Source organism: Stenotrophomonas sp. CFBP8994 (genome assembly GCF_034044835.1).
GTDB lineage: Bacteria > Pseudomonadota > Gammaproteobacteria > Xanthomonadales > Xanthomonadaceae > Stenotrophomonas > Stenotrophomonas rhizophila_A.
Map to the genome: position 1 here is coordinate 576,726 of NZ_JAXCWT010000002.1, position 17,845 is coordinate 594,570.

Genomic DNA, 17,845 nt, shown 5'->3' on the forward strand with positions numbered 1-17,845 from the left:
GCTCTCTGGCATTGAATCGGTAGAAATTTCTTCGGTAAGGTGCAACTGCCTAGGCACCAGTGCCCATGTCACGCGCACGGTTTGCGTGTCCGTGACCGAGCGTTCGATCGCGCAGCGAAAGTTTCCCAGCTCAACATCCAATTTCGCGGACAGCAGCTCGCTCTTGATTGCGGCCGTCCGCTCGAGGTCACCTCCAAAACAGTAGTCTATAAGCCTCGCGACCGTCGATTTTCCCGTTCCAACCGGTCCATAAAGGAACGTCACCGAGCGAGAAAAGGGCACTATCTCGACAGAGCTTTGATTTGTCAGTGTGAGGCTGAGTAGTTTTACCCTCATGTCGGAATCGCCACGTTCGACCGCAAGGAAATTATCTCCGGAAAGGTCTCATAGATAAATTTCATCAAGTTGGTTGCCGTCAAGTCGAAGTTCCGCTTCAGGATGTTGGCGCGCTGAGAAAGAATCTCAAGGTCCTTATTCGAGGCTAGCATCTGTGCCACTCGCTTCCCATCCTTAGTCACTGATATCACAACCTTTCGTCCTTCAATCGATATCGCAACTAGGCCTTTCGATGTCAGCACATTCAAGTACTCTTTGTATCGATGATCCCAAGGGCCAAAACGATACCTGACCATTTCGGACTCCACGCTGTAGCGCTCGTGCTCCTGAAGCTGGAGATCTCTGATTGATCTGCCTTTCGATAAAAGTGCTTTCTCAAGCATGACGGGATAGCGCAGTAGGAAGTCCAGTTTCGCAAGCTTTGTGATTCCCTCAACTGAAGATCCTTCCTCGTCGTTCTGGAACGCCGCGATTAATATGAGAATTCTCGCCTCATTCAGCGACGGTGAATCATCCAATTCTGCGATCATCTTCACGATATCCATTATTCGTCTTCCCAAGGTCGGTCCGTGCTCCAAGCAATCTTGCATTCCGCAGTTAACTCGTAAGCAATGCCCTCAACATGAGAGTCACTGCAGTCGAACAATTCTTCTTTTGCCTGTCTGCGCGAGTTGATGTTGTTGCGCAGTTGCATGGCCATCTCTTTGCCGAAAGTGGACTTGTCGGTACAGGTCTCGTCATACGCTTTCGCTGCCTCAGAGAGAGCTACGCTTCGAACGTGATCGTACCGTTCCAATCCTCTTTCATTGCCGAACTTTTTCGTCCATCCAAGAGCAAGATAGTCCGCCTTATCTCGGAGATCGGCTGCAGCATTGATCGAGTTGAAAGAGAATCCGCCGGCATCTAGCTTGCGAGATAGTAGCTCAGATGATCCATGCCCTGGCATCGGAGTCAGCGCAGTGTCGCCGGAGAGCATTGCCGTTGACACTAGGCCGGATGTGAGCGCTTGGAGGATTTTTTCTTGCGTCATACGCTTTCCGGCGATAGCCATCGACACCTCGTTAGTCGGTGCGAGGGAGCGGACGTATGCTGAGAGCGCTTGGTCGTGTTCCAGGCTGGAGGCCTTACAGCACTCGTCAATCAAGCGGGTTGCCGCCTTCTGAAGCTGTTCATATGTACAGTTCTTGGCACCTGACCACATTAGAGAAAGGTCGCCCACCAGTCGAATTAGCGAGTCCTCGAGCTTAGGTAGGTTGTCTCTCGCGTGGCACTTTTTCAGGGTTCGAAGGGCTTGCGCTTCTGAGACGCCCGCTTCAATTGCTCGCGCAGAAATCCATTTCTGTATGGGGCCAGAGAGATCGCTAAAAATTGTCGCATCGTGCGCCTCTTTAATGATGTTTTTTAAGCTCGCAGCGTTTTTTGCATCGTGCAGAGGATGGTTCGTAGCGAAGAGAAAGCTTCGAAAAGATTCAGGGAACAGGTTGTCAAGAAAGCAGAAGCGAGCGAATGAAGATTTTACCTGCTCGTCACTCGCTTTCCAGACAGGTTGGTTTGATGCTCGCGTCTTGACTTGGATGCCGGTCCACCGTCCATCGGTGTGCTTAATTAGAATGTCTTCATGGTGTTCACAGTAGATTTCGTCCGCATCTTGGTCCGCGTCGATAGCGCCACAGCAGGCAGTTGCTGCATAGGTGTACTGATAGCGAAACCTCCGGGAAGTTTCGTCGCCCGGGTCGTCCTGTGCCAAAGTGGTCTCAAGCATCATTGCGATCGAAGTCCCTTTATTCCTTTTGGGCAGTTGAGCGATGCACTCCATATGTGCACCGGTCAGGCTGAGATCTGAACGGACATACGTTACATTCATCATGCACCCCCCGTCTTGCACCAGCTGTCGTAGCTGCCTCGGCGGTCTCGCCTCTAGATGAGACTGCGCGGCGCGGCGCGGAACCTCTACAGCCTTTTCTTGATGTTGGAGCTGCGCTACGACCTGAACAAGGGCGGGTGTCGTTCCCAACTAGAGATCGGCGACATGGCGATCCGTTGGGTGGCAACAGCGTGCCGACGCCGCTGCTTCGGTTACCACTGCGCACTTAGTCAGCTAGTAGGTGTGTGACGAACGCCTGTGTTATATTCCGCGTAGCGTAATACGCTGCGCGGAATGATCCAGTCCGTCGCTGCCGCCATGCGCTCGCCCTGTTCGAAGGCCGTTGCCCCCGGCAGTTCCTGGGGCTCTAGCTGGCCGCCGAACGCATGCTGCGGATGCTCGATGCTGCGCAGATCCTGCCGTTCCTGCGCAGCACACCCGGCAACCGCGTTGAAACAGCTGAACGGGGAAGGCGCGGCCAGTACACCATCCGCATCAATGCCCAGTGGCGGTTGTGCTTTATCTGTACCGAAGCCGGTCCGCGCGATGTCGAGAGCGTTGATTAACACTGAGGTGCCGCCATGAGCCGTCCCAAGAACAACCTGAGGGCCATCCACCCGGGCGAGATCCTGCGCGAGGAATTCCTGGCTCCGTTGAAGCTGAGCATCAACGCGCTGGCCCGCGCGCTCGACGTGCCGGCCACCCGGCTGCATGCCATCGTGCATGAAACCAGGGGCGTCACCGCGGATACGGCGGCCCGGCTGGCGCGCCATTTCGGCGGTGACGCCGCCTCGTGGCTCGCACTGCAGGCCGAATACGACCTCAAGACCCTGCCTACGTGGCAGGACATCGAACGCAGGGTCATGCCCCGCGTTGCGGCCTGATCACCTTACGTTCGGAACCTCGTAGCCCAGGCGGTCCACCTGCTCGGGGTGCTGCGGCACGCGCTTGAGCTTGTCGGTGTTGACCCCGTACTGGTCGCGCAGGCGGGTGGCCAGCTCCTTGTACAGGTCCTTGTCCATGTCCGGCTTGCGCGCAAAGATCCAGGCCATCTCGCGGCCCGGGTACCCCAGCATCGCCCACGAATAATCCGGCGCCACTTCCAGTACGCGGGTATGGGTCGGCACCACCTTGTAGAACCAGGTGCGCCAGTTGTGGTTGCCGCTCTCCTCGTCCACCGAGGCACGCACGGTCAGCTCCTGCTGCGGCTGCGAGAAGCCGTCGCGGAACCGATAGGTGATCGAGACTTTCTGGTCGCCGCGCAGCGTGTACTGGTTGACGCTGGCCACGTGGCCACGCTCGACCGGGTTCGGCACGCGGCCGATGACGTACCAGGTACCCATGAACTTCTGCAGGTCGATCGGCGCGCTGGCCGGGGTGCTGACCGTCGGCACCGGGGTCGGCTTGCTGTCGCCGAACGCACAGGCGGACAGCAGCGACAGCGTCGACAGCAGCAGGACAACGCGAAGCGGGCGGTTCGAAGACATGCGGCGAAAAGCTCCAGTGGTGGTACAGGCCATGGGTCGGTCAGCGTGGCTGCAGGCATGGTGGGTGGGACGGAAGAGAACGTCAATGGCGGGAATGCGAAGGTCGCAGCCTGTGAGATGGCAGCGCGGCAAGGTGACGCATCACTTTCGCATGGAGCCCTGTCATGACCCTGTCGTCTTCGCGCCGTTCCCGCACCCCGCAGCCTGGCACCCGCGCCCTGCAGGCCCCCGATCCCCGCATCCTGCGGGGCGTTCGCCAGGTGGCCCTGGCCGGTCTGGCCGTGGTGCTGGTGTGGCCGGCCGCGCGTGGCAGCAGTGAATGGGTGGGGTGGTTGCCGATGTGGCTGGTCGGCATGCCGTGCCTGGCGTGGTGGAGCCTGTACCGCTTCCGCCTGCCGACTTCGCTGTTGGCCTGGCAGGCCCGCCGCCGGCGCGGCCCGCAGGCGCGGCGCCGGGTCCGCCGCGCGGCTCCCCGCCTTCGCCCTGACCTTCGACAGGGGGGAGCGGGGCAGGCCGTGTGATAGCGTCCGGGGGATATGACCGCCTGGAGCCCCAATGTCACGACTCGCCTCTGCCTGCCTGATGGCAGGCCTGTTCTCTGCTGGTGCCGCTGGAACCGCGATGGCCGCTGAGACCCCCGCCGATCCCTACGCCTGGCTGGAAGATGTCACCGGCGACACGTCCTTGGATTGGGTCAAGCAGCAGAACGCCAAGTCCGAAGGGCGCCTGGCCCAGACCCCGGCCTTCAAGCAGATGGAAGCCAGCATCCGCGAGGTGCTCGATTCGGATGCCAAGATTCCCGGCGTGCAGAAGATCGGCGAGTACTACTACAACTTCTGGAAGGACAAGCAGCACGAGCGCGGCCTGTGGCGGCGCACCACGCTGGATGAGTACCGCAAGCCTGCCCCGAAGTGGGAGACCGTGCTCGACCTGGACGCGCTGAACAAGGCCGAGGGCGAGAACTGGGTGTGGCACGGTGCCGAATGCCTGCGCCCGGAGTACACCCGCTGCCTCGTCGCGCTGTCGCGCGGTGGCGCCGATGCCGACGTGACCCGCGAATTCGACCTGGCCAACAAGCGCTGGATCAAGGACGGCTTCTTCCGTCCCGAATCCAAGGGCGGGCTGGGCTGGATCGACCGCGACACCGTGTTCGTCTACACCGATTTCGGCAAGGACAGCATGACCACCTCCGGCTACCCGCGGGTGGCCAAGCTGTGGAAGCGCGGCACGCCGCTGTCGGCGGCCAGCGTGGTCTACGAAGGCAAGTCCGATGACATGTACATCGCGGCGATGCACGACGATACGCCCGGCTATGAGCGCAACCTGGTCAGCCGCACGCTGGCCTTCTACAACAACGAGATCTACCTGCGCGCCGACGATGGCACGCTGACCAGGATCGATGCGCCGAACTCGGCCGAGAAGGGTCTGCGTAAGCAGTGGCTCACCCTGGAGCTGCGCGATCCGTGGACGGTGGGTGGCAAGACCTATGCCGCCGGTTCGCTGCTGATCACCAGGCTGGACGATTTCATCGCCGGCAAGCGTGATTTCGAGGTGCTGTTCGCCCCCACCGCGACCACCTCGCTGGCCGGCTCGAGCTGGACGAAGAACCACCTGGTGCTCAACGTGCTGGATGACGTCAAGAGCCGCCTGCAGGTGCTGACGCCGTCAGCCGAGGGCTGGAAGAAGAGCGACTTCACCGGCGCGCCCTCGTTTGGCACCGTGGCGGTAGGCGCGGTGGATGCCGACGAAAGCGATGCGGTGTGGATGACCGTCACCGACTACCTGACCCCGACCACCCTGGCGCTGGCTGAGATCGGCAAGCAGCCGGAAGTGCTCAAGACCATGCCGGCGTTCTTCGATGCCGAAGGCAAGGTGATCGAGCAGCACTTCGCCACCAGCAAGGACGGCACCCGCGTGCCGTACTTCGTGGTGCATGCCAAGGACATGAAGCTGGACGGGTCCAACCCGACCCTGCTGTACGGTTACGGCGGCTTCGAGATCTCGCTGACCCCGTCGTACTCCGGCGGCATGGGCCGCGCCTGGCTGGAAAAGGGCGGCGTGTACGTGGTGGCCAACATCCGTGGCGGTGGCGAGTACGGCCCGCGCTGGCACCAGGCGGCGCTGAAGCAGAACCGGCACAAGGCGTATGAGGACATGGCTGCAGTTGCCCGCGACCTGGTGAGCCGGAAGATCACCTCGCCCCGGCACCTGGGCGTGCAGGGCGGCAGCAACGGTGGCCTGCTCACCGGCAACATGCTCACCCAGTACCCGGAGCTGTTCGGGGCGGTAGTGGTGCAGGTGCCGCTGCTGGACATGAAGCGCTACAGCCACCTGCTGGCCGGCGCCTCGTGGATGGCCGAATACGGCAACCCCGACACCGCCGACTGGGCGTACATTCAAACCTTCTCGCCGTACCACCTGTTCGATCCGAAGAAGACGTATCCTCCGGTGCTGTTCACCACCTCGACCCGTGACGACCGCGTCCACCCGGGCCATGCCCGCAAGATGGCGGCGAAGATGATCGAGGCGGGCAAGGACGTCACTTACTACGAGAACATCGAAGGCGGCCACGGCGGCGCGGCGAACAATGCGCAGGCCGCGCACATGTCGGCGCTGGCCTACAGCTTCCTGTGGGAACAGTTGAAATAAGAAGGTGTGCCGACCAACGGTCGGCACCTACCCTCGGTAGCCACCGACCGTTGGTCGGTGCACGCCTCCGGGTGGTGGGGCGTCTGGTTGGCTCCACCCCTTTTGAACGCCGCGCGTGATGCGCGGCGTTTTTTTTCAGCCCTTCCAGGTTTCCAGGCCGCGCGTGATCCTTGCCACGGCTTCCTCCAATCGCGGAATTTCCTGCGTATACGCCAGCCGCACGTGCTGGTTGGCGCGGTAATGCCCGAAATCCAGGCCCGGGGTGAACGCCACGTGCTCGGTTTCCAGGAAGTGCGCGCAGAAGGCCTGCGCGTCATCGGTGAACCCGCTGACGTCGCAATAGAGATAGAACGCGCCTTCCGGTTCGACCTCGATGCGGAAGCCCAAGGCCCGAAGGGCGGGCAGCAGGTAGTCGCGACGTGCCTGGAAGGCGTGGCGGCGCTGCTCGAAGATGGCGATGGTGTCCGGCTCGAAGCAGGCCAGCGCGGCATGCTGGGCGATACTGGAGGCGCTGATGTACAGATTCTGGGCCAGCTTCTCCAGGTCTGCCACGGCCTGCGGCGGTGCCACCAGCCAGCCCAGCCGCCAGCCGGTCATGCCGAAGTACTTGGAGAAGCTGTTGAGCACGAACGCGTCGTCGTCGACCTGCAGCACGCTGGGCGCATCCATGCCGTAGGTGAGGCCGTGGTAGATCTCATCCACCACCAGGTGGCCGCCACGCGCCTTCAACGACTGCGACAGCGCAGCCAGCTGCGCCGCCGACAACACCGTACCGGTCGGGTTGGCTGGAGACGCCACCAGCGCACCGACGCTGGCGGCATTCCAATGGGTGTCCACCAGGGATGGGGTCAACTGGTAGGCGGTGTGCGGCCCCACCGGCACCAGTTGCGCCGCGCCTTCCACCAGCCGCAGGAAATGGCGGTTGCACGGGTAGCCCGGGTCGGCCAGCAGCCAATGGCGGTCGGGATCGACCAGCAGGCTGCTGGCCAGCAACAGCGCGCCCGAGCCGCCGGGGGTGACCAGGATCCGCTCCGGGTCCAGGTCCAGGTTGTAGCGGGTGCCGTAGAACCCGGCGATGGCCGCACGCAGGGCCGGCAGCCCGCGCGCGGCGGTGTAGCGGGTATGCCCGGCGGCCAGCGCGGCCTGGCCGGCCTGCACGATGGGCGCGGCCGTGGTGAAGTCCGGCTCGCCGATTTCCAGGTGGATCACATCATGGCCGGCCTGTTCCAACGCCTGCGCTCGGGCCAGCAGGGACATCACGTGGAAGGGTTCGATTTCCTGGCTGCGGCGGCTGTAGCCAGCCGTGGGGATGCGGGTGCTCATGCAGCCCATGATAGGCGAGGGCCTGCGCGCTTGCCGTGGGTGCCGCCGCGCCGCCAGACTGGCCACCATTGCATTCACTGGCAAGGAGCCCTATCTCGTGAAATCCCCCCTTCCTTTTCTGGTTGCCACCCTGATGACCGCTTCCGTGCATGCCGCCCCCGCGCTGACCCCACCCGACGCCGAGAAGCATCCGCACGCGGTCACCACTCCGTTCGGTGCGACCCGCAATGACGATTACTACTGGCTGCGGGACGACAAGCGCGAAGCGCCGGCCATGCTGGCCTATCTGAATGCGGAGAACGCCTACACCGACCAGGTGATGGCCCCGCTCAAGCTGCTGCAGGACACCCTGTACAAGGAGATCGTCGGCCGCATCAAGCAGGACGATGCCAGCGTGCCGGCGCGCGAGCGCGGCTACTGGTATTACAGCCGCTACGAAACCGGCAAGGACTACCCGATCCAGGCGCGCCGCAAGGGCAGCATGGAAGCGCCGGAAGAAATCCTGCTCGACCTCAACGTGATGGCCGAGGGCAAGGGCTACTTCGACGTGGGCGATGCCGACGTAAGCCAGGACAACCACCTGCTTGCCTGGGCCGAGGACGACGTCGGCCGCCGCCAGTATGTGATCCGTTTCAAGGACCTGCGCACCGGTGAGGTGCTGCCGGACCGCATTGAGAATGTCTCGGCCAACGTGGTCTGGGCCGACGACAACCGCACGCTGTTCTACGTGGAAAACGACCCGGAAACCCTGCTCACCGTGCGGGTGAAGAAGCACGTGCTGGGTACCCCGACCCACAGCGACGTGCTGGTGTACGAGGAAGCGGACGACAGCTTCTACATGGGCGTGGGCCGCACCCGTGACGACCGCTTCATCACCATCGACCTGCACAGCACCGTCAGCTCGGAAAGCCGCTACGCACCCGCCGCCAACCCGCAGCAGTTCACGGTGCTGGCGCCGCGTGCGCGCGATGTGGAATACGACGCCGACCATTTCGGTGGGCGCTGGGTGATCCGCACCAACGATGCCGGTGCGAAGAACTTCAAGATCGTCACCGCGCCCACCGATGCCACCGCACGCAGCCAGTGGACCGACTGGGTGGCGCACGATGACAACGTGCTGGTGGAGGGCTTCGAACTGTTCGACGGCTTCACTGCGATCGCCGAGCGCTCCAACGCGCTGGAGCGGGTGCGCCTGCTGTTCGCCGATGGGCGCCAGGACTACGTCAAGGCCGACGAGCCGGCGTATTCCATGGGCCTGGCCGCCAATCCCGAAGCGGATACGCCGTGGCTGCGCTATGCCTACACCTCGCTGACCACGCCGACCACCACCTACGAGCTCAACACCACCACCGGTGAGCGCCGCCAGCTCAAGCAGCAGCCGGTGATCGGCTATGACCCGGCGCAGTACACCACCGAACGGGTGTGGGTGACCGCGCGTGACGGCGCCAAGGTGCCGGTGTCGCTGGTCTACCGCAACGGTTTCAGGAAGGACGGCACGGGCGCGCTGTATCAGTACGCCTACGGCAGCTATGGCATGTCGATGGACCCGGGTTTCAACCAGACCGTGGTCAGCCTGCTCGATCGCGGCGTGGTGTATGCCATCGCGCACATCCGCGGCGGCGAGGAAATGGGCCGCGCCTGGTACGAGGACGGCAAGCTGTTGAAGAAGCAGAACACCTTCAACGACTTCGTCGATGTCACCCGCGAACTGGTCCGGCAGGGCTATGCCGCCAAGGACCGGGTGGCCGCGTCCGGTGGCAGCGCCGGCGGCCTGCTGATGGGTGCGGTGGCCAACCAGGCCCCGCAGGATTACCGGGTGATGGTGGCACAGGTGCCGTTCGTGGACGTGGTGACCACCATGCTGGATGCCAGCATCCCGCTCACCACCAACGAATACGACGAGTGGGGCAACCCGGAAAACCGCGAGTACTACGACTACATGCTGGGTTACTCCCCGTATGACAACGTGCAGCGCCAGGCCTACCCGTCGCTGTTCGTCGGCACCGGGTTGTGGGATTCGCAGGTGCAGTACTGGGAGCCGGCCAAGTGGGTGGCGCGCCTGCGCGACGACAACACCGGCACCGCGCCGATCGTGTTCCGCACGAACATGGAAGCCGGCCACGGCGGCAAGTCCGGCCGCTTCCAGCGTTACCTGGAGCTGGCCGAGTCGTATGCGTTCGTGCTCGACCAGCTGGGCGTCGATACGGCGCCGTAACGCTGCGTGCCGGCGCCGACCATCGCGGTCGGCGCCGGGCCTCGCTATCCTCACGGCATGACCCTGCCCGAACGCCCCGAGCACCCCGATGCCGCGCCTGCGCGGCCACCGGTGCGCTTCCGCTGGGCCTGGTGGTTGCTTGCCTATGCCAGCCTGGGCACCGGCATCGTCGGCATCTTCGTGCCCGGCCTGCCGACCACGGTGTTCGTCCTGATTTCGGCCTGGGCCGCCTCACGCGGTTCCGAGCGCCTGCACACCTGGCTGCTGCAGCACCCACGGTTCGGCCCGGCCATTGGAAACTGGCAGGCGCATGGCGCGGTCAGCCGCAAGGGCAAGTGGATGGCCACCCTGACCATGGCGGTGTGCGCCAGCATCATGTTGTGGTGCGTGCCGATCGCCTGGGTGAAGTGGCTGTCGATCGGCTGCATGACGGTGGTGGCGGCGTGGCTGTGGACCCGGCCGTTGCCGCCCTAGCACTGCCCGGGCCGGCCAACGGCCGCCGCTACCCGTGGTGGCAGTCACCGGTCCGGGCGCACCGGTCCCATCTGGGCGTTCATTGAATCGGCACACCTGTCCTTTCGCGCGCCGCTATACTCGGGCCATGAGCATCCCCCATCGCAATCGCATCCTGATTCCGTTGGCAGCGCTGGCGCTGCTGTTCCTTTCGGCCTGTGGCAACAAGGGCCCGCTGGTCATGCCGCAGAAGCCGGTGCCGGTCGAAGAGCAGGCCGTCGAGCCGGCCGCCGATGCCGAGGCGGTACCGGAAGACACCAACGCCACCGACGATCCGCCGGTCGTGCCCGATCCGGTCGACCCGCAGCTCAACTCCGACGACGGGAATGAGTAAGGCCGCCTCCACCGCGCTGCGCTTCAGCAAGATGCACGGCGCGGGTAACGACTTCGTCGTGCTCGACCTGCGCGACGGTACCCCGGCACCCACCCCGGCATTGGCGGCCCAGCTGGCCAACCGCCACACCGGCGTCGGTTGCGACCAGATCCTGACCATCGAACCGCCGCGCGCGGAAGGCTCGGTGGCGGCCTACCGCATCTGGAATTCGGACGGCTCGCAGTCCGAACAGTGCGGCAACGGCGCGCGCTGCGTCGCGGCCTGGCTGGTGCGCGATGGTGCGGCGCAGGGCGAACGTTTCAACATCGACAGCCCGCTCGCCACCCACGCCATTGAACGTATCGGCGCCGATCACTACGCGGTGGCCATGGGCGTGCCGCGCTTCGAACCGGACCAGGTGCCGTTGCTGGGCTTTGCCCGTGCGCGCGAGGAATACCTGCTGCCGCTGCAGGGCGATACCGTGCGCTTTGGCGCGGTCTCCATGGGCAACCCGCATGCCGTGATCGAAGTCGGCCTGGTCGACGCCGCACCGGTCGAACGGCTGGGGCCCCTGCTGCAGCAGCACGCGACCTTCCCGCAGTCGGTCAATGTCGGCTTCGTGCAGGTGGTCGATCCGCAGCATGCGCGCCTGCGCGTGTTCGAACGCGGCGTCGGCGAAACGCTGGCCTGCGGCAGTGGCGCGTGCGCCGCAGCCGTGGTGATGATGCAGCGCGGCCGCCTGCAGCGCGACGCCACGGTGTCGCTGCCGGGGGGCGACCTGCGCCTGCGTTGGACGGCCGACGACGCCCAGGTAGTGATGTCCGGACCGGCTGCATTCGTCTTCGAAGGGGAGTGGAACGCATGAGCGACACCATCGAGAAGATCGGCGCACATGAAGTCGCCGCGTGGCTGCGCCGGCACCCGGCGTTCCTGAAGCAGTTCCCGGACCTGGCCTTGACCCTGGTGGTGCCGCGCGACGATGGCCCCACCGCGTCGCTGGCCAGCTACCAGCTGGAAGTGCTGCGCGACAAGAACCGCGAGCTGTCGCGCCGGCTGGCCGACCTGGCGGCCAACGCGCAGGTCAACGAACGCCTGGCCGTGCGCACCCACCAGCTCACGCTGGCACTGATGAAGCAGGACAGCGCCGCCGATACCCTGCGCGCCATGGCCGCTTCGCTGGAGGAAGACTTCGCCGGTGACCTCGTGCGGCTGGTGGTGTTGCATCCGGTGCAGGGCCTGGAGCAGGCACCGTGGCTGCAGGTGATCGAAGAAGGCAGCCCGCTGCTGGCATCGTTCCGCGATTGCCTGAAGGATGGCGAGCCGATCTGCGGCCGCCTGCAGCCGGAGAAGAACACGGTGCTGTACGGCGGGCGCGTGGATGAAGTGCAGTCCAGCGCATTGCTGCCGTTGCCGGGCGTGGGCCTGATCGCGGTGGGCAGCCATGATGGCAACCGCTTCTACCCGGGCATGGGCACGCTGTTCCTGCGCATGATGGGCGAGGCGCTGGCCGTGGCCCTCAAGCGCTTCGACCCGGCCTGAGACCGCGCCGGCGCCATCCCGCATGAACGCCGTCCAGGATTTCCTCGGGTACCTGCAGGTGGAGCGTCGCGCATCGGCGCACACGCTGGATGCCTACCGCCGTGACCTGGCCGCGCTCGATGCCTGGGCGATCCAGCAGGAGGGCAGCGCGGAAGGGCTCGATGGCGCGCAGCTGCGCCAGTTCATCGCGGCCGAACACCGCCGCGGGCTGGCGCCAAAATCACTGCAGCGCCGGCTGTCGGCCTGCCGCAGTTTCTACGCGTGGCTGCTCAAGCACCACCGCATCGCAGTCAGTCCCGCCGCCGGCCTGAAGGCCCCGAAGGCACCGCGCAAATTGCCGCAGGTGCTCGATGCCGATGAAGCGGTGCGCCTGGTGGAACTGCCCACCGATGCACCGCTCGGTCTGCGCGACCGCGCGCTGCTCGAACTGTTCTATTCCTCCGGCCTGCGTCTGAGCGAACTGTGCGCGCTGATCTGGCGCGACCTGGATTTCGCCACCGGTCTTGTCAACGTGCTCGGCAAGGGCAATCGCCAGCGTCGCGTGCCGTTTGGTTCGCACGCGCGCGAGGCGCTGCTGGGATGGCGTGCGGAGAGCGGCGGCGGCGATGCGCAGCCGGTGTTCCCCGGGCGCAAGGGCGGGCCGATCACCCAGCGCGCCGTACAGATCCGCATCCGCCAGCTGGCCCAACGCCAGGGCCTGTTCAAGCACGTGCACCCGCACATGCTGCGGCACAGTTTCGCCAGCCATATCCTCGAATCCTCCGGTGACCTGCGCGGCGTGCAGGAGCTGCTGGGCCATGCCGATATCGCCACCACGCAGATCTACACCCACCTGGATTTCCAGCACCTGGCCAAGGTCTACGACGCCGCGCACCCACGGGCAAAGCGGCGCACGGGCGACAACGAAAGCTGAACCGGACCACTGCGTCACCCGGGCGCAGGGCAGGGCGGCTTGAAGGATCGGCCGGTGGCCCCACCTCTGTTCTTGTCACCCCGGAGGCTCCATGGATCCCAGTCAGAACCCCAACGTGTTTCACGCCACCACCATCATTTCGGTGCGCCGCAACGGTCATGTCGCCGTCGCCGGCGATGGCCAGGTCACCCTCGGCCACACCGTCATGAAGGGCAACGCGCGCAAGGTGCGCCGCCTGGGCCGCGAGGGCCAGGTGCTGGCCGGATTCGCCGGTGCCGCCGCCGACGCATTCACCCTGTTCGAGCTGTTTGAAGCCAAGCTGGAAAAGCACGGCCAGCTGCAGCGTGCCGCCGTGGAGCTGGCCAAGGACTGGCGTACCGAACGCCGCCTGGGCAAGCTCGAAGCCCTGCTCGCCGTGGCCGACAAGGACACCTCGCTGATCATCAGCGGCACCGGTGACGTTATCGAACCGGAAGACGGCATCATCGCGATCGGTTCCGGCGGTTCCTACGCCTTGTCCGCCGCGCGCGCACTGCTGGCGCACACCGAACTGGATGCGCGCACCATCGCCACCGAATCGATCAACATCGCCGGTGACATCTGCATCTACACCAACCGCAACGTGGTGGTCGAGGAGCTTTGACCCTGCGGGTCAAAATCGGTAGTGCCGACTGTCAGTCGGCAGCATGTATCAGCAGTAGTGCCGACTGTTAGTCGGCAGCATGTATCAGCAGTAGTGCCGACTGTTAGTCGGCAGCATGTATCAGCAGCCGACTAACAGTCGGCTCTACCAGTCGGCTCTACCAGTCGGCTTTACCTTACCGTTACGTCAGTGTCGTAGCCCCGGACAGCCCTGCCATTTTCCCCAGAATTTTTTGTGAGCGCACCCATGCCGCACAACAACGAATCATCCTCCGCCACCATGACCCCGCGCGAAATCGTGCAGGAGCTGGACCGCCACATCGTCGGCCAGCACGACGCCAAGCGCGCCGTGGCTATCGCCCTCCGCAACCGCTGGCGGCGCATGCAGCTGCCAGCCGAGCTGCGCGATGAAGTGATGCCCAAGAACATCCTGATGATCGGCCCGACCGGCGTCGGCAAGACCGAAATCGCACGCCGCCTGGCCACCTTGGCCAAGGCCCCGTTCGTCAAGGTTGAAGCCACCCGCTTCACCGAAGTCGGCTACGTCGGCAAGGACGTCGAACAGATCATCCGTGACCTGGCCGATACCGCCGTCAAGCTGTACCGCGAAATGGCCAAGGTGCGCGTGCGCAACCAGGCCGAAGAGCGTGCCGAAGACCGCATCCTCGACGCACTGCTGCCGCGTCGTGCAGGCGGCATCGGCTTCGATCCGGAAGCCGCCCGCAACGAACCCTCCGCCCAGGACAACGAAACCCGCATCAAGTTCCGCCGCATGCTGCGCAACGGCGAGCTGGACGATCGCGAGATCGAACTGGAAGTGGCCGCCAACATCGGCGTGGACATCATGACCCCGCCGGGCATGGAGGAAATGGGCCAGCAGCTGCGCCAGATGTTCTCCAGCCTGGGCGGCGGCAAGGCGCAGAAGCGCACCGTCACCATCAAGGCCGCGCGCCCGCTGCTGGTGGAAGAGGAAGCAGGCAAGCTGGTCAACGAAGACGACATCCGCAGCGCCGCGATCGAAGCCTGCGAACAACACGGCATCGTCTTCATCGACGAGATCGACAAGGTCGCCAAGCGCGGCGACAACGTCGGCGGCGGCGATGTCTCCCGCGAAGGCGTGCAGCGCGACCTGCTGCCGCTGGTGGAAGGCTCCAACGTGTCCACCAAGTACGGCACGGTCAAGACCGACCACATCCTGTTCATCGCCTCCGGCGCGTTCCACCTGGCCAAGCCGAGCGACCTGATCCCCGAACTGCAGGGCCGCTTCCCGATCCGCGTGGAACTGGGTGCCCTGAGCAAGCAGGATTTCGTCCGCATCCTGACCGAGCCCAAGGCCGCGCTGACCAAGCAGTACGAAGCGCTGCTGGCCACTGAAGGCGTGACCGTGAACTTCACCGAAGACGCCGTGGATCGCCTTGCCGAAATCGCGTTCCAGGTCAACGAGCGCCAGGAGAACATCGGCGCACGTCGCCTGCATACCGTGCTGGAACGCCTGCTCGATTCGCTGAGCTACGAAGCCCCGGACCGCGATGGCGAAACCCTGGCCATCGATGCGGCCTACGTCGACAAGCACCTGGGCGAGCTGGTCAAGGATCCGGACCTGAGCCGGTACATCCTGTAAGCGGCGGGTCAACGAGGCAGAGCCGGGCTTTGCCCGGCTGCTCTTCGCTCGAACGTCATGGCGCCTGATGGGCGGCTTCGGAACCTCTAAACGCCGGAATGTTGGCCGTGATCGTCGCGCAAACGCCTTCGGACGGTTGGGCCGCGCTACGCGCGGTGTCCGGCCAACGGCCGGGGCTACGAGTTGTTACGTAACGTCCGGAGATCTGGATATGCCAGCCGACGCCGATGGTTGATTGATCCCGATCCCAATGGCCCCGTAGAAATTCGTAGCCCCGGCCGTTGGCCGGACACCGCGCGCAGCGCGGCCCGAATGTCCGGAGCCGGTGACGTGACCGGTCGGATTCATGCGTCCGAGTGTAAACCCAGACCGAAACCACCCAGCAGTCACCCTTGTCGCCAGCACACGGGCGACATCGGACCAATCACGCCTCGTCGTCGGTCGGCAGGGCTTCGGGTGGGGCGCCCGGTACGAATACGCCGGGATTTACGAAGGCGCCGAAAACGGCGTCCAGGGTCTGGGTGCCGTCGCGCTGCAGCTCGAACAGTTCCGGTTCCAGCATCGCGCTGTACAGCACGCCGGTCAGGCTGGTGCTGATGATGCGGGCTACCGTGTCCACGTCCACGCCCTCGCGCAGTTGCCCCAGCTCGCGCGCGCGCTCGAATGCCGCGCTGAAAATCGCCAGCTCCTCACGTGACGCCTCCAGCTGCAGCTGCTGCATCGCCTGGCTTTCCACCGAAAGGTCGTTGCGCAGCATGATCTCCATCATGTTGCGCAACCGCTCGTCCGTGGCCAGTTCCCGGAAGGAGACCAACAGCGCCGAACGCAGGTCCAGTACCGGCGTGTTGCGTCGTGACGAGGTCGTCCGCCGCAGCCGCTCGATGAACGGCACCCGCTCGCGGTCGATCATCGCCGTCAGGACTTCGGTCTTGTTCTTGAAATGCCAATACACCGCGCCGCGGGTATAGCCCGCGCGCTCGCCGATCATCGCCAGGCTGGTGTTGGCGACCCCGAATTCGTGGAAGCAGCTCTGGGCCGCATCCAGGATGCCTTCCCGGGTGGCCTGCGCCGCTTCTTTGGTTTTTCTGGCCATGGCGCTGTGTACACGTGCTGGATGAAACCGGCCTGAATTGTACCCGTTTACAAACAAACATGCATGTATGTATATTTACGCCCCACTGCTATCCGGTGAGGCGTGCGCGTACCCGCGCGGGCCCGGCCACCCCCATTTCCGTTCCTGCTGCGAGCCTCCCATGTCCCGTACCCCGTACCGTCTTCTCGCGCTGTCCCTCGCGATCGCCCTGACCGTGTCCGCCTGCGGCGGCGGAGGTGAGGAGGGTCCGCAGGGTGGGCCGGGGCAGGTCACCGTGGCCACCCTGAAGGCCGAACAGGTCGGCCTCACCCGCGAGCTGCCCGGCCGCACCAATGCCTTCCTGGTCGCCGAAGTTCGCCCGCAGGTCAGTGGCATAGTCGCCAAGCGGCTGTTCACCGAGGGCGGCCTGGTCAACGCCGGCCAGCCGCTGTACCAGGTCGATGACGCCAGCTACCGCGCCGATGCCAACAGTGCCCGCGCCCAGCTGGCCCGCGCCGAAGCCACCGCCAACGCCGCCCGCCTGAGCGCCAAGCGCATCACCGAGCTGGCCAAGGTCGATGCAGTCAGCAAGCAGGACCTGGAAAACGCCGTGGCCGCCCAGAAACAGGCCGAAGCCGATGTCGGCGCCGCCAAGGCCGCCCTGGACGCCGCCAATGTCACCTTGGGCTTTGCCCGGATCACCGCACCGATCAGTGGCCGCATCGGCAAGTCCAGCGTCACCCAGGGCGCGCTGGTCAGCGCCGGCCAGGCCGACGCGCTGGCCACGGTGCAGCAGCTCGACCCGATCTACGTCGACCTGACCCAGTCGGCCAGCGAACTGCTGCAGCTGCGCCGCGAGCTGGCCAGTGGCCGCCTGCAGGACAACCAGAGCCTGCCCGTTACCGTGCTGCTCGACGACGGCACCGAGTTCGACCACAAGGGCACCCTGGAATTCTCCGAAGTCAGCGTCGACCCCACCACCGGCAGCTACGCGCTGCGGGTCAAGGTCGCCAACCCCGACCAGGTGCTGATGCCCGGCATGTACGTGCGTGCCGTGGTCGGTAGCGGCGTGCGCGACAACGCGCTGCTGGTGCCCATGCAGGGCATCGCCCGCGACGCCAAGGGCGACACCAGCGCCATGGTGGTCGGCAAGGACAACAAGGTCGAAGTGCGTCCGGTCAAGGTCAGCCGCGCGCTGGGCAGCAAGTGGCTGGTCGAAGACGGCCTGAAGCCCGGCGACAAGGTCATCGTTGAAGGCCTGCAGAAGATCCAGCCGGGCATGCCCGTGCAGGCCACCGAGATGGGCGCCGCGCCGGCCAAGCCGGCAACGCCGGCGGCCGCGGCCGACAAGCAGTAAG

18 protein-coding genes and 1 pseudogene are annotated in these 17,845 nt (G+C 64.8%); 12 read left to right on the forward strand and 7 right to left on the reverse strand.

The window, feature by feature from the left end:
• Positions 1–12: 12 nt before the first annotated feature.
• The 4 genes and pseudogenes from SOM39_RS19275 to SOM39_RS19315 all read right to left on the reverse strand — a co-directional run.
• Positions 13–336: pseudogene (locus SOM39_RS19275) on the reverse strand (AAA family ATPase); the annotation flags it as partial.
• The gene (locus tag SOM39_RS07340; RefSeq protein WP_320457941.1) at positions 333–866 is read right to left on the reverse strand and encodes an ABC-three component system middle component 4; all 534 of its coding nucleotides are present in this window, start codon (positions 864–866) and stop codon (positions 333–335) included. The gene SOM39_RS07340 and the pseudogene SOM39_RS19275, both read right to left, overlap by 4 nt.
• 14 nt (positions 867–880) lie before the next feature.
• Entirely contained in the window at positions 881–2,203 is a 1,323-nt protein-coding gene (locus SOM39_RS07345) for a dsDNA nuclease domain-containing protein (RefSeq protein WP_320457942.1), read from the reverse strand.
• Positions 2,204–2,430: 227 nt separating this feature from the next.
• Positions 2,431–2,769 carry a hypothetical protein gene (locus tag SOM39_RS19315; protein WP_422664268.1) on the reverse strand — a complete coding sequence of 113 codons (339 nt, stop codon included), beginning with the start codon at positions 2,767–2,769 and terminating at the stop codon, positions 2,431–2,433.
• Positions 2,770–2,781: 12 nt separating this feature from the next.
• Here SOM39_RS19315 and SOM39_RS07355 point away from each other — a divergent pair, with 12 nt between their 5' ends.
• A complete protein-coding gene (locus tag SOM39_RS07355) occupies positions 2,782–3,084 on the forward strand; it encodes a HigA family addiction module antitoxin (RefSeq protein ID WP_320457943.1) in 303 nt (100 codons plus the stop codon).
• Here the strand turns inward: SOM39_RS07355 and SOM39_RS07360 are convergent, their stop codons facing one another.
• On the reverse strand, positions 3,085–3,687 hold the full coding sequence (locus tag SOM39_RS07360) for a lipocalin family protein (protein ID WP_184125697.1): 603 nt from the start codon (positions 3,685–3,687) through the stop codon (positions 3,085–3,087).
• 164 nt (positions 3,688–3,851) lie between these two features.
• On the opposite strand from SOM39_RS07360, the gene SOM39_RS07365 reads away from it, so the two are divergent.
• Both SOM39_RS07365 and SOM39_RS07370 read left to right on the forward strand, forming a co-directional pair.
• A complete protein-coding gene (locus SOM39_RS07365) occupies positions 3,852–4,208 on the forward strand; it encodes a hypothetical protein (RefSeq protein WP_093533995.1) in 357 nt (118 codons plus the stop codon).
• Positions 4,209–4,242: 34 nt separating this feature from the next.
• Positions 4,243–6,336: a prolyl oligopeptidase family serine peptidase gene (locus SOM39_RS07370; protein WP_320457944.1), complete on the forward strand. Its 2,094-nt coding sequence runs from the start codon at positions 4,243–4,245 to the stop codon at positions 6,334–6,336.
• Between the two features lie 135 nt (positions 6,337–6,471).
• Here the strand turns inward: SOM39_RS07370 and SOM39_RS07375 are convergent, their stop codons facing one another.
• Complete coding sequence (locus SOM39_RS07375; protein ID WP_306987497.1) at positions 6,472–7,659, reverse strand: pyridoxal phosphate-dependent aminotransferase; 1,188 nt, start codon at positions 7,657–7,659, stop codon at positions 6,472–6,474.
• A 97-nt stretch (positions 7,660–7,756) separates the two neighbouring features.
• Here SOM39_RS07375 and SOM39_RS07380 point away from each other — a divergent pair, with 97 nt between their 5' ends.
• The 8 genes from SOM39_RS07380 to hslU all read left to right on the forward strand — a co-directional run bounded on the left by SOM39_RS07380 (position 7,757) and on the right by hslU (position 15,415).
• On the forward strand, positions 7,757–9,874 hold the full coding sequence (locus SOM39_RS07380) for a S9 family peptidase (RefSeq protein ID WP_320457945.1): 2,118 nt from the start codon (positions 7,757–7,759) through the stop codon (positions 9,872–9,874).
• Positions 9,875–9,931: 57 nt separating this feature from the next.
• A complete protein-coding gene (locus tag SOM39_RS07385) occupies positions 9,932–10,348 on the forward strand; it encodes a YbaN family protein (RefSeq protein WP_306987499.1) in 417 nt (138 codons plus the stop codon).
• A gap of 127 nt (positions 10,349–10,475) precedes the next feature.
• The gene (lptM, locus tag SOM39_RS07390; protein ID WP_068854065.1) at positions 10,476–10,721 is read left to right on the forward strand and encodes an LPS translocon maturation chaperone LptM; all 246 of its coding nucleotides are present in this window, start codon (positions 10,476–10,478) and stop codon (positions 10,719–10,721) included.
• Complete coding sequence (gene dapF, locus SOM39_RS07395; protein ID WP_249833138.1) at positions 10,714–11,565, forward strand: diaminopimelate epimerase; 852 nt, start codon at positions 10,714–10,716, stop codon at positions 11,563–11,565. The genes lptM and dapF overlap by 8 nt, the downstream gene beginning before the upstream one ends.
• Entirely contained in the window at positions 11,562–12,239 is a 678-nt protein-coding gene (locus SOM39_RS07400; RefSeq protein WP_068854063.1) for a DUF484 family protein, read from the forward strand. Before dapF ends, SOM39_RS07400 begins: the two co-directional genes overlap by 4 nt.
• A gap of 22 nt (positions 12,240–12,261) precedes the next feature.
• Positions 12,262–13,152: a tyrosine recombinase XerC gene (gene xerC / locus SOM39_RS07405; protein ID WP_093533981.1), complete on the forward strand. Its 891-nt coding sequence runs from the start codon at positions 12,262–12,264 to the stop codon at positions 13,150–13,152.
• A gap of 91 nt (positions 13,153–13,243) precedes the next feature.
• Positions 13,244–13,795 (forward strand): ATP-dependent protease subunit HslV, encoded by a 552-nt coding sequence (hslV, locus tag SOM39_RS07410; RefSeq protein ID WP_017356659.1) that lies wholly within the window; start codon positions 13,244–13,246, stop codon positions 13,793–13,795.
• A gap of 246 nt (positions 13,796–14,041) precedes the next feature.
• On the forward strand, positions 14,042–15,415 hold the full coding sequence (gene hslU / locus SOM39_RS07415; RefSeq protein WP_068854061.1) for an ATP-dependent protease ATPase subunit HslU: 1,374 nt from the start codon (positions 14,042–14,044) through the stop codon (positions 15,413–15,415).
• A 424-nt stretch (positions 15,416–15,839) separates the two neighbouring features.
• Here the strand turns inward: hslU and SOM39_RS07420 are convergent, their stop codons facing one another.
• A complete protein-coding gene (locus SOM39_RS07420) occupies positions 15,840–16,508 on the reverse strand; it encodes a TetR family transcriptional regulator (protein ID WP_217535733.1) in 669 nt (222 codons plus the stop codon).
• Between the two features lie 160 nt (positions 16,509–16,668).
• On the opposite strand from SOM39_RS07420, the gene smeD reads away from it, so the two are divergent.
• A complete protein-coding gene (smeD, locus tag SOM39_RS07425) occupies positions 16,669–17,844 on the forward strand; it encodes a multidrug efflux RND transporter periplasmic adaptor subunit SmeD (protein WP_217535735.1) in 1,176 nt (391 codons plus the stop codon).
• The last annotated feature ends 1 nt before the right edge of the window (position 17,845 follow it).

Coding starts and splice junctions, on each gene's coding strand:
- SOM39_RS07385 (WP_306987499.1), top strand. CDS start 9,932: ATGACCCTGCCCGAACGCCCCGAGCACCCCGATGCCGCGCCTGCGCGG.
- hslV (WP_017356659.1), top strand. CDS start 13,244: ATGGATCCCAGTCAGAACCCCAACGTGTTTCACGCCACCACCATCATT.
- dapF (WP_249833138.1), top strand. CDS start 10,714: ATGAGTAAGGCCGCCTCCACCGCGCTGCGCTTCAGCAAGATGCACGGC.
- SOM39_RS07340 (WP_320457941.1), bottom strand. CDS start 866: ATGATCGCAGAATTGGATGATTCACCGTCGCTGAATGAGGCGAGAATT.
- lptM (WP_068854065.1), top strand. CDS start 10,476: ATGAGCATCCCCCATCGCAATCGCATCCTGATTCCGTTGGCAGCGCTG.
- smeD (WP_217535735.1), top strand. CDS start 16,669: ATGTCCCGTACCCCGTACCGTCTTCTCGCGCTGTCCCTCGCGATCGCC.
- SOM39_RS07375 (WP_306987497.1), bottom strand. CDS start 7,659: ATGAGCACCCGCATCCCCACGGCTGGCTACAGCCGCCGCAGCCAGGAA.
- SOM39_RS07360 (WP_184125697.1), bottom strand. CDS start 3,687: ATGTCTTCGAACCGCCCGCTTCGCGTTGTCCTGCTGCTGTCGACGCTG.
- SOM39_RS07365 (WP_093533995.1), top strand. CDS start 3,852: ATGACCCTGTCGTCTTCGCGCCGTTCCCGCACCCCGCAGCCTGGCACC.
- SOM39_RS07400 (WP_068854063.1), top strand. CDS start 11,562: ATGAGCGACACCATCGAGAAGATCGGCGCACATGAAGTCGCCGCGTGG.
- SOM39_RS07370 (WP_320457944.1), top strand. CDS start 4,243: ATGTCACGACTCGCCTCTGCCTGCCTGATGGCAGGCCTGTTCTCTGCT.
- SOM39_RS07420 (WP_217535733.1), bottom strand. CDS start 16,508: ATGGCCAGAAAAACCAAAGAAGCGGCGCAGGCCACCCGGGAAGGCATC.
- SOM39_RS07355 (WP_320457943.1), top strand. CDS start 2,782: ATGAGCCGTCCCAAGAACAACCTGAGGGCCATCCACCCGGGCGAGATC.
- SOM39_RS07345 (WP_320457942.1), bottom strand. CDS start 2,203: ATGATGAATGTAACGTATGTCCGTTCAGATCTCAGCCTGACCGGTGCA.
- xerC (WP_093533981.1), top strand. CDS start 12,262: ATGAACGCCGTCCAGGATTTCCTCGGGTACCTGCAGGTGGAGCGTCGC.
- hslU (WP_068854061.1), top strand. CDS start 14,042: ATGCCGCACAACAACGAATCATCCTCCGCCACCATGACCCCGCGCGAA.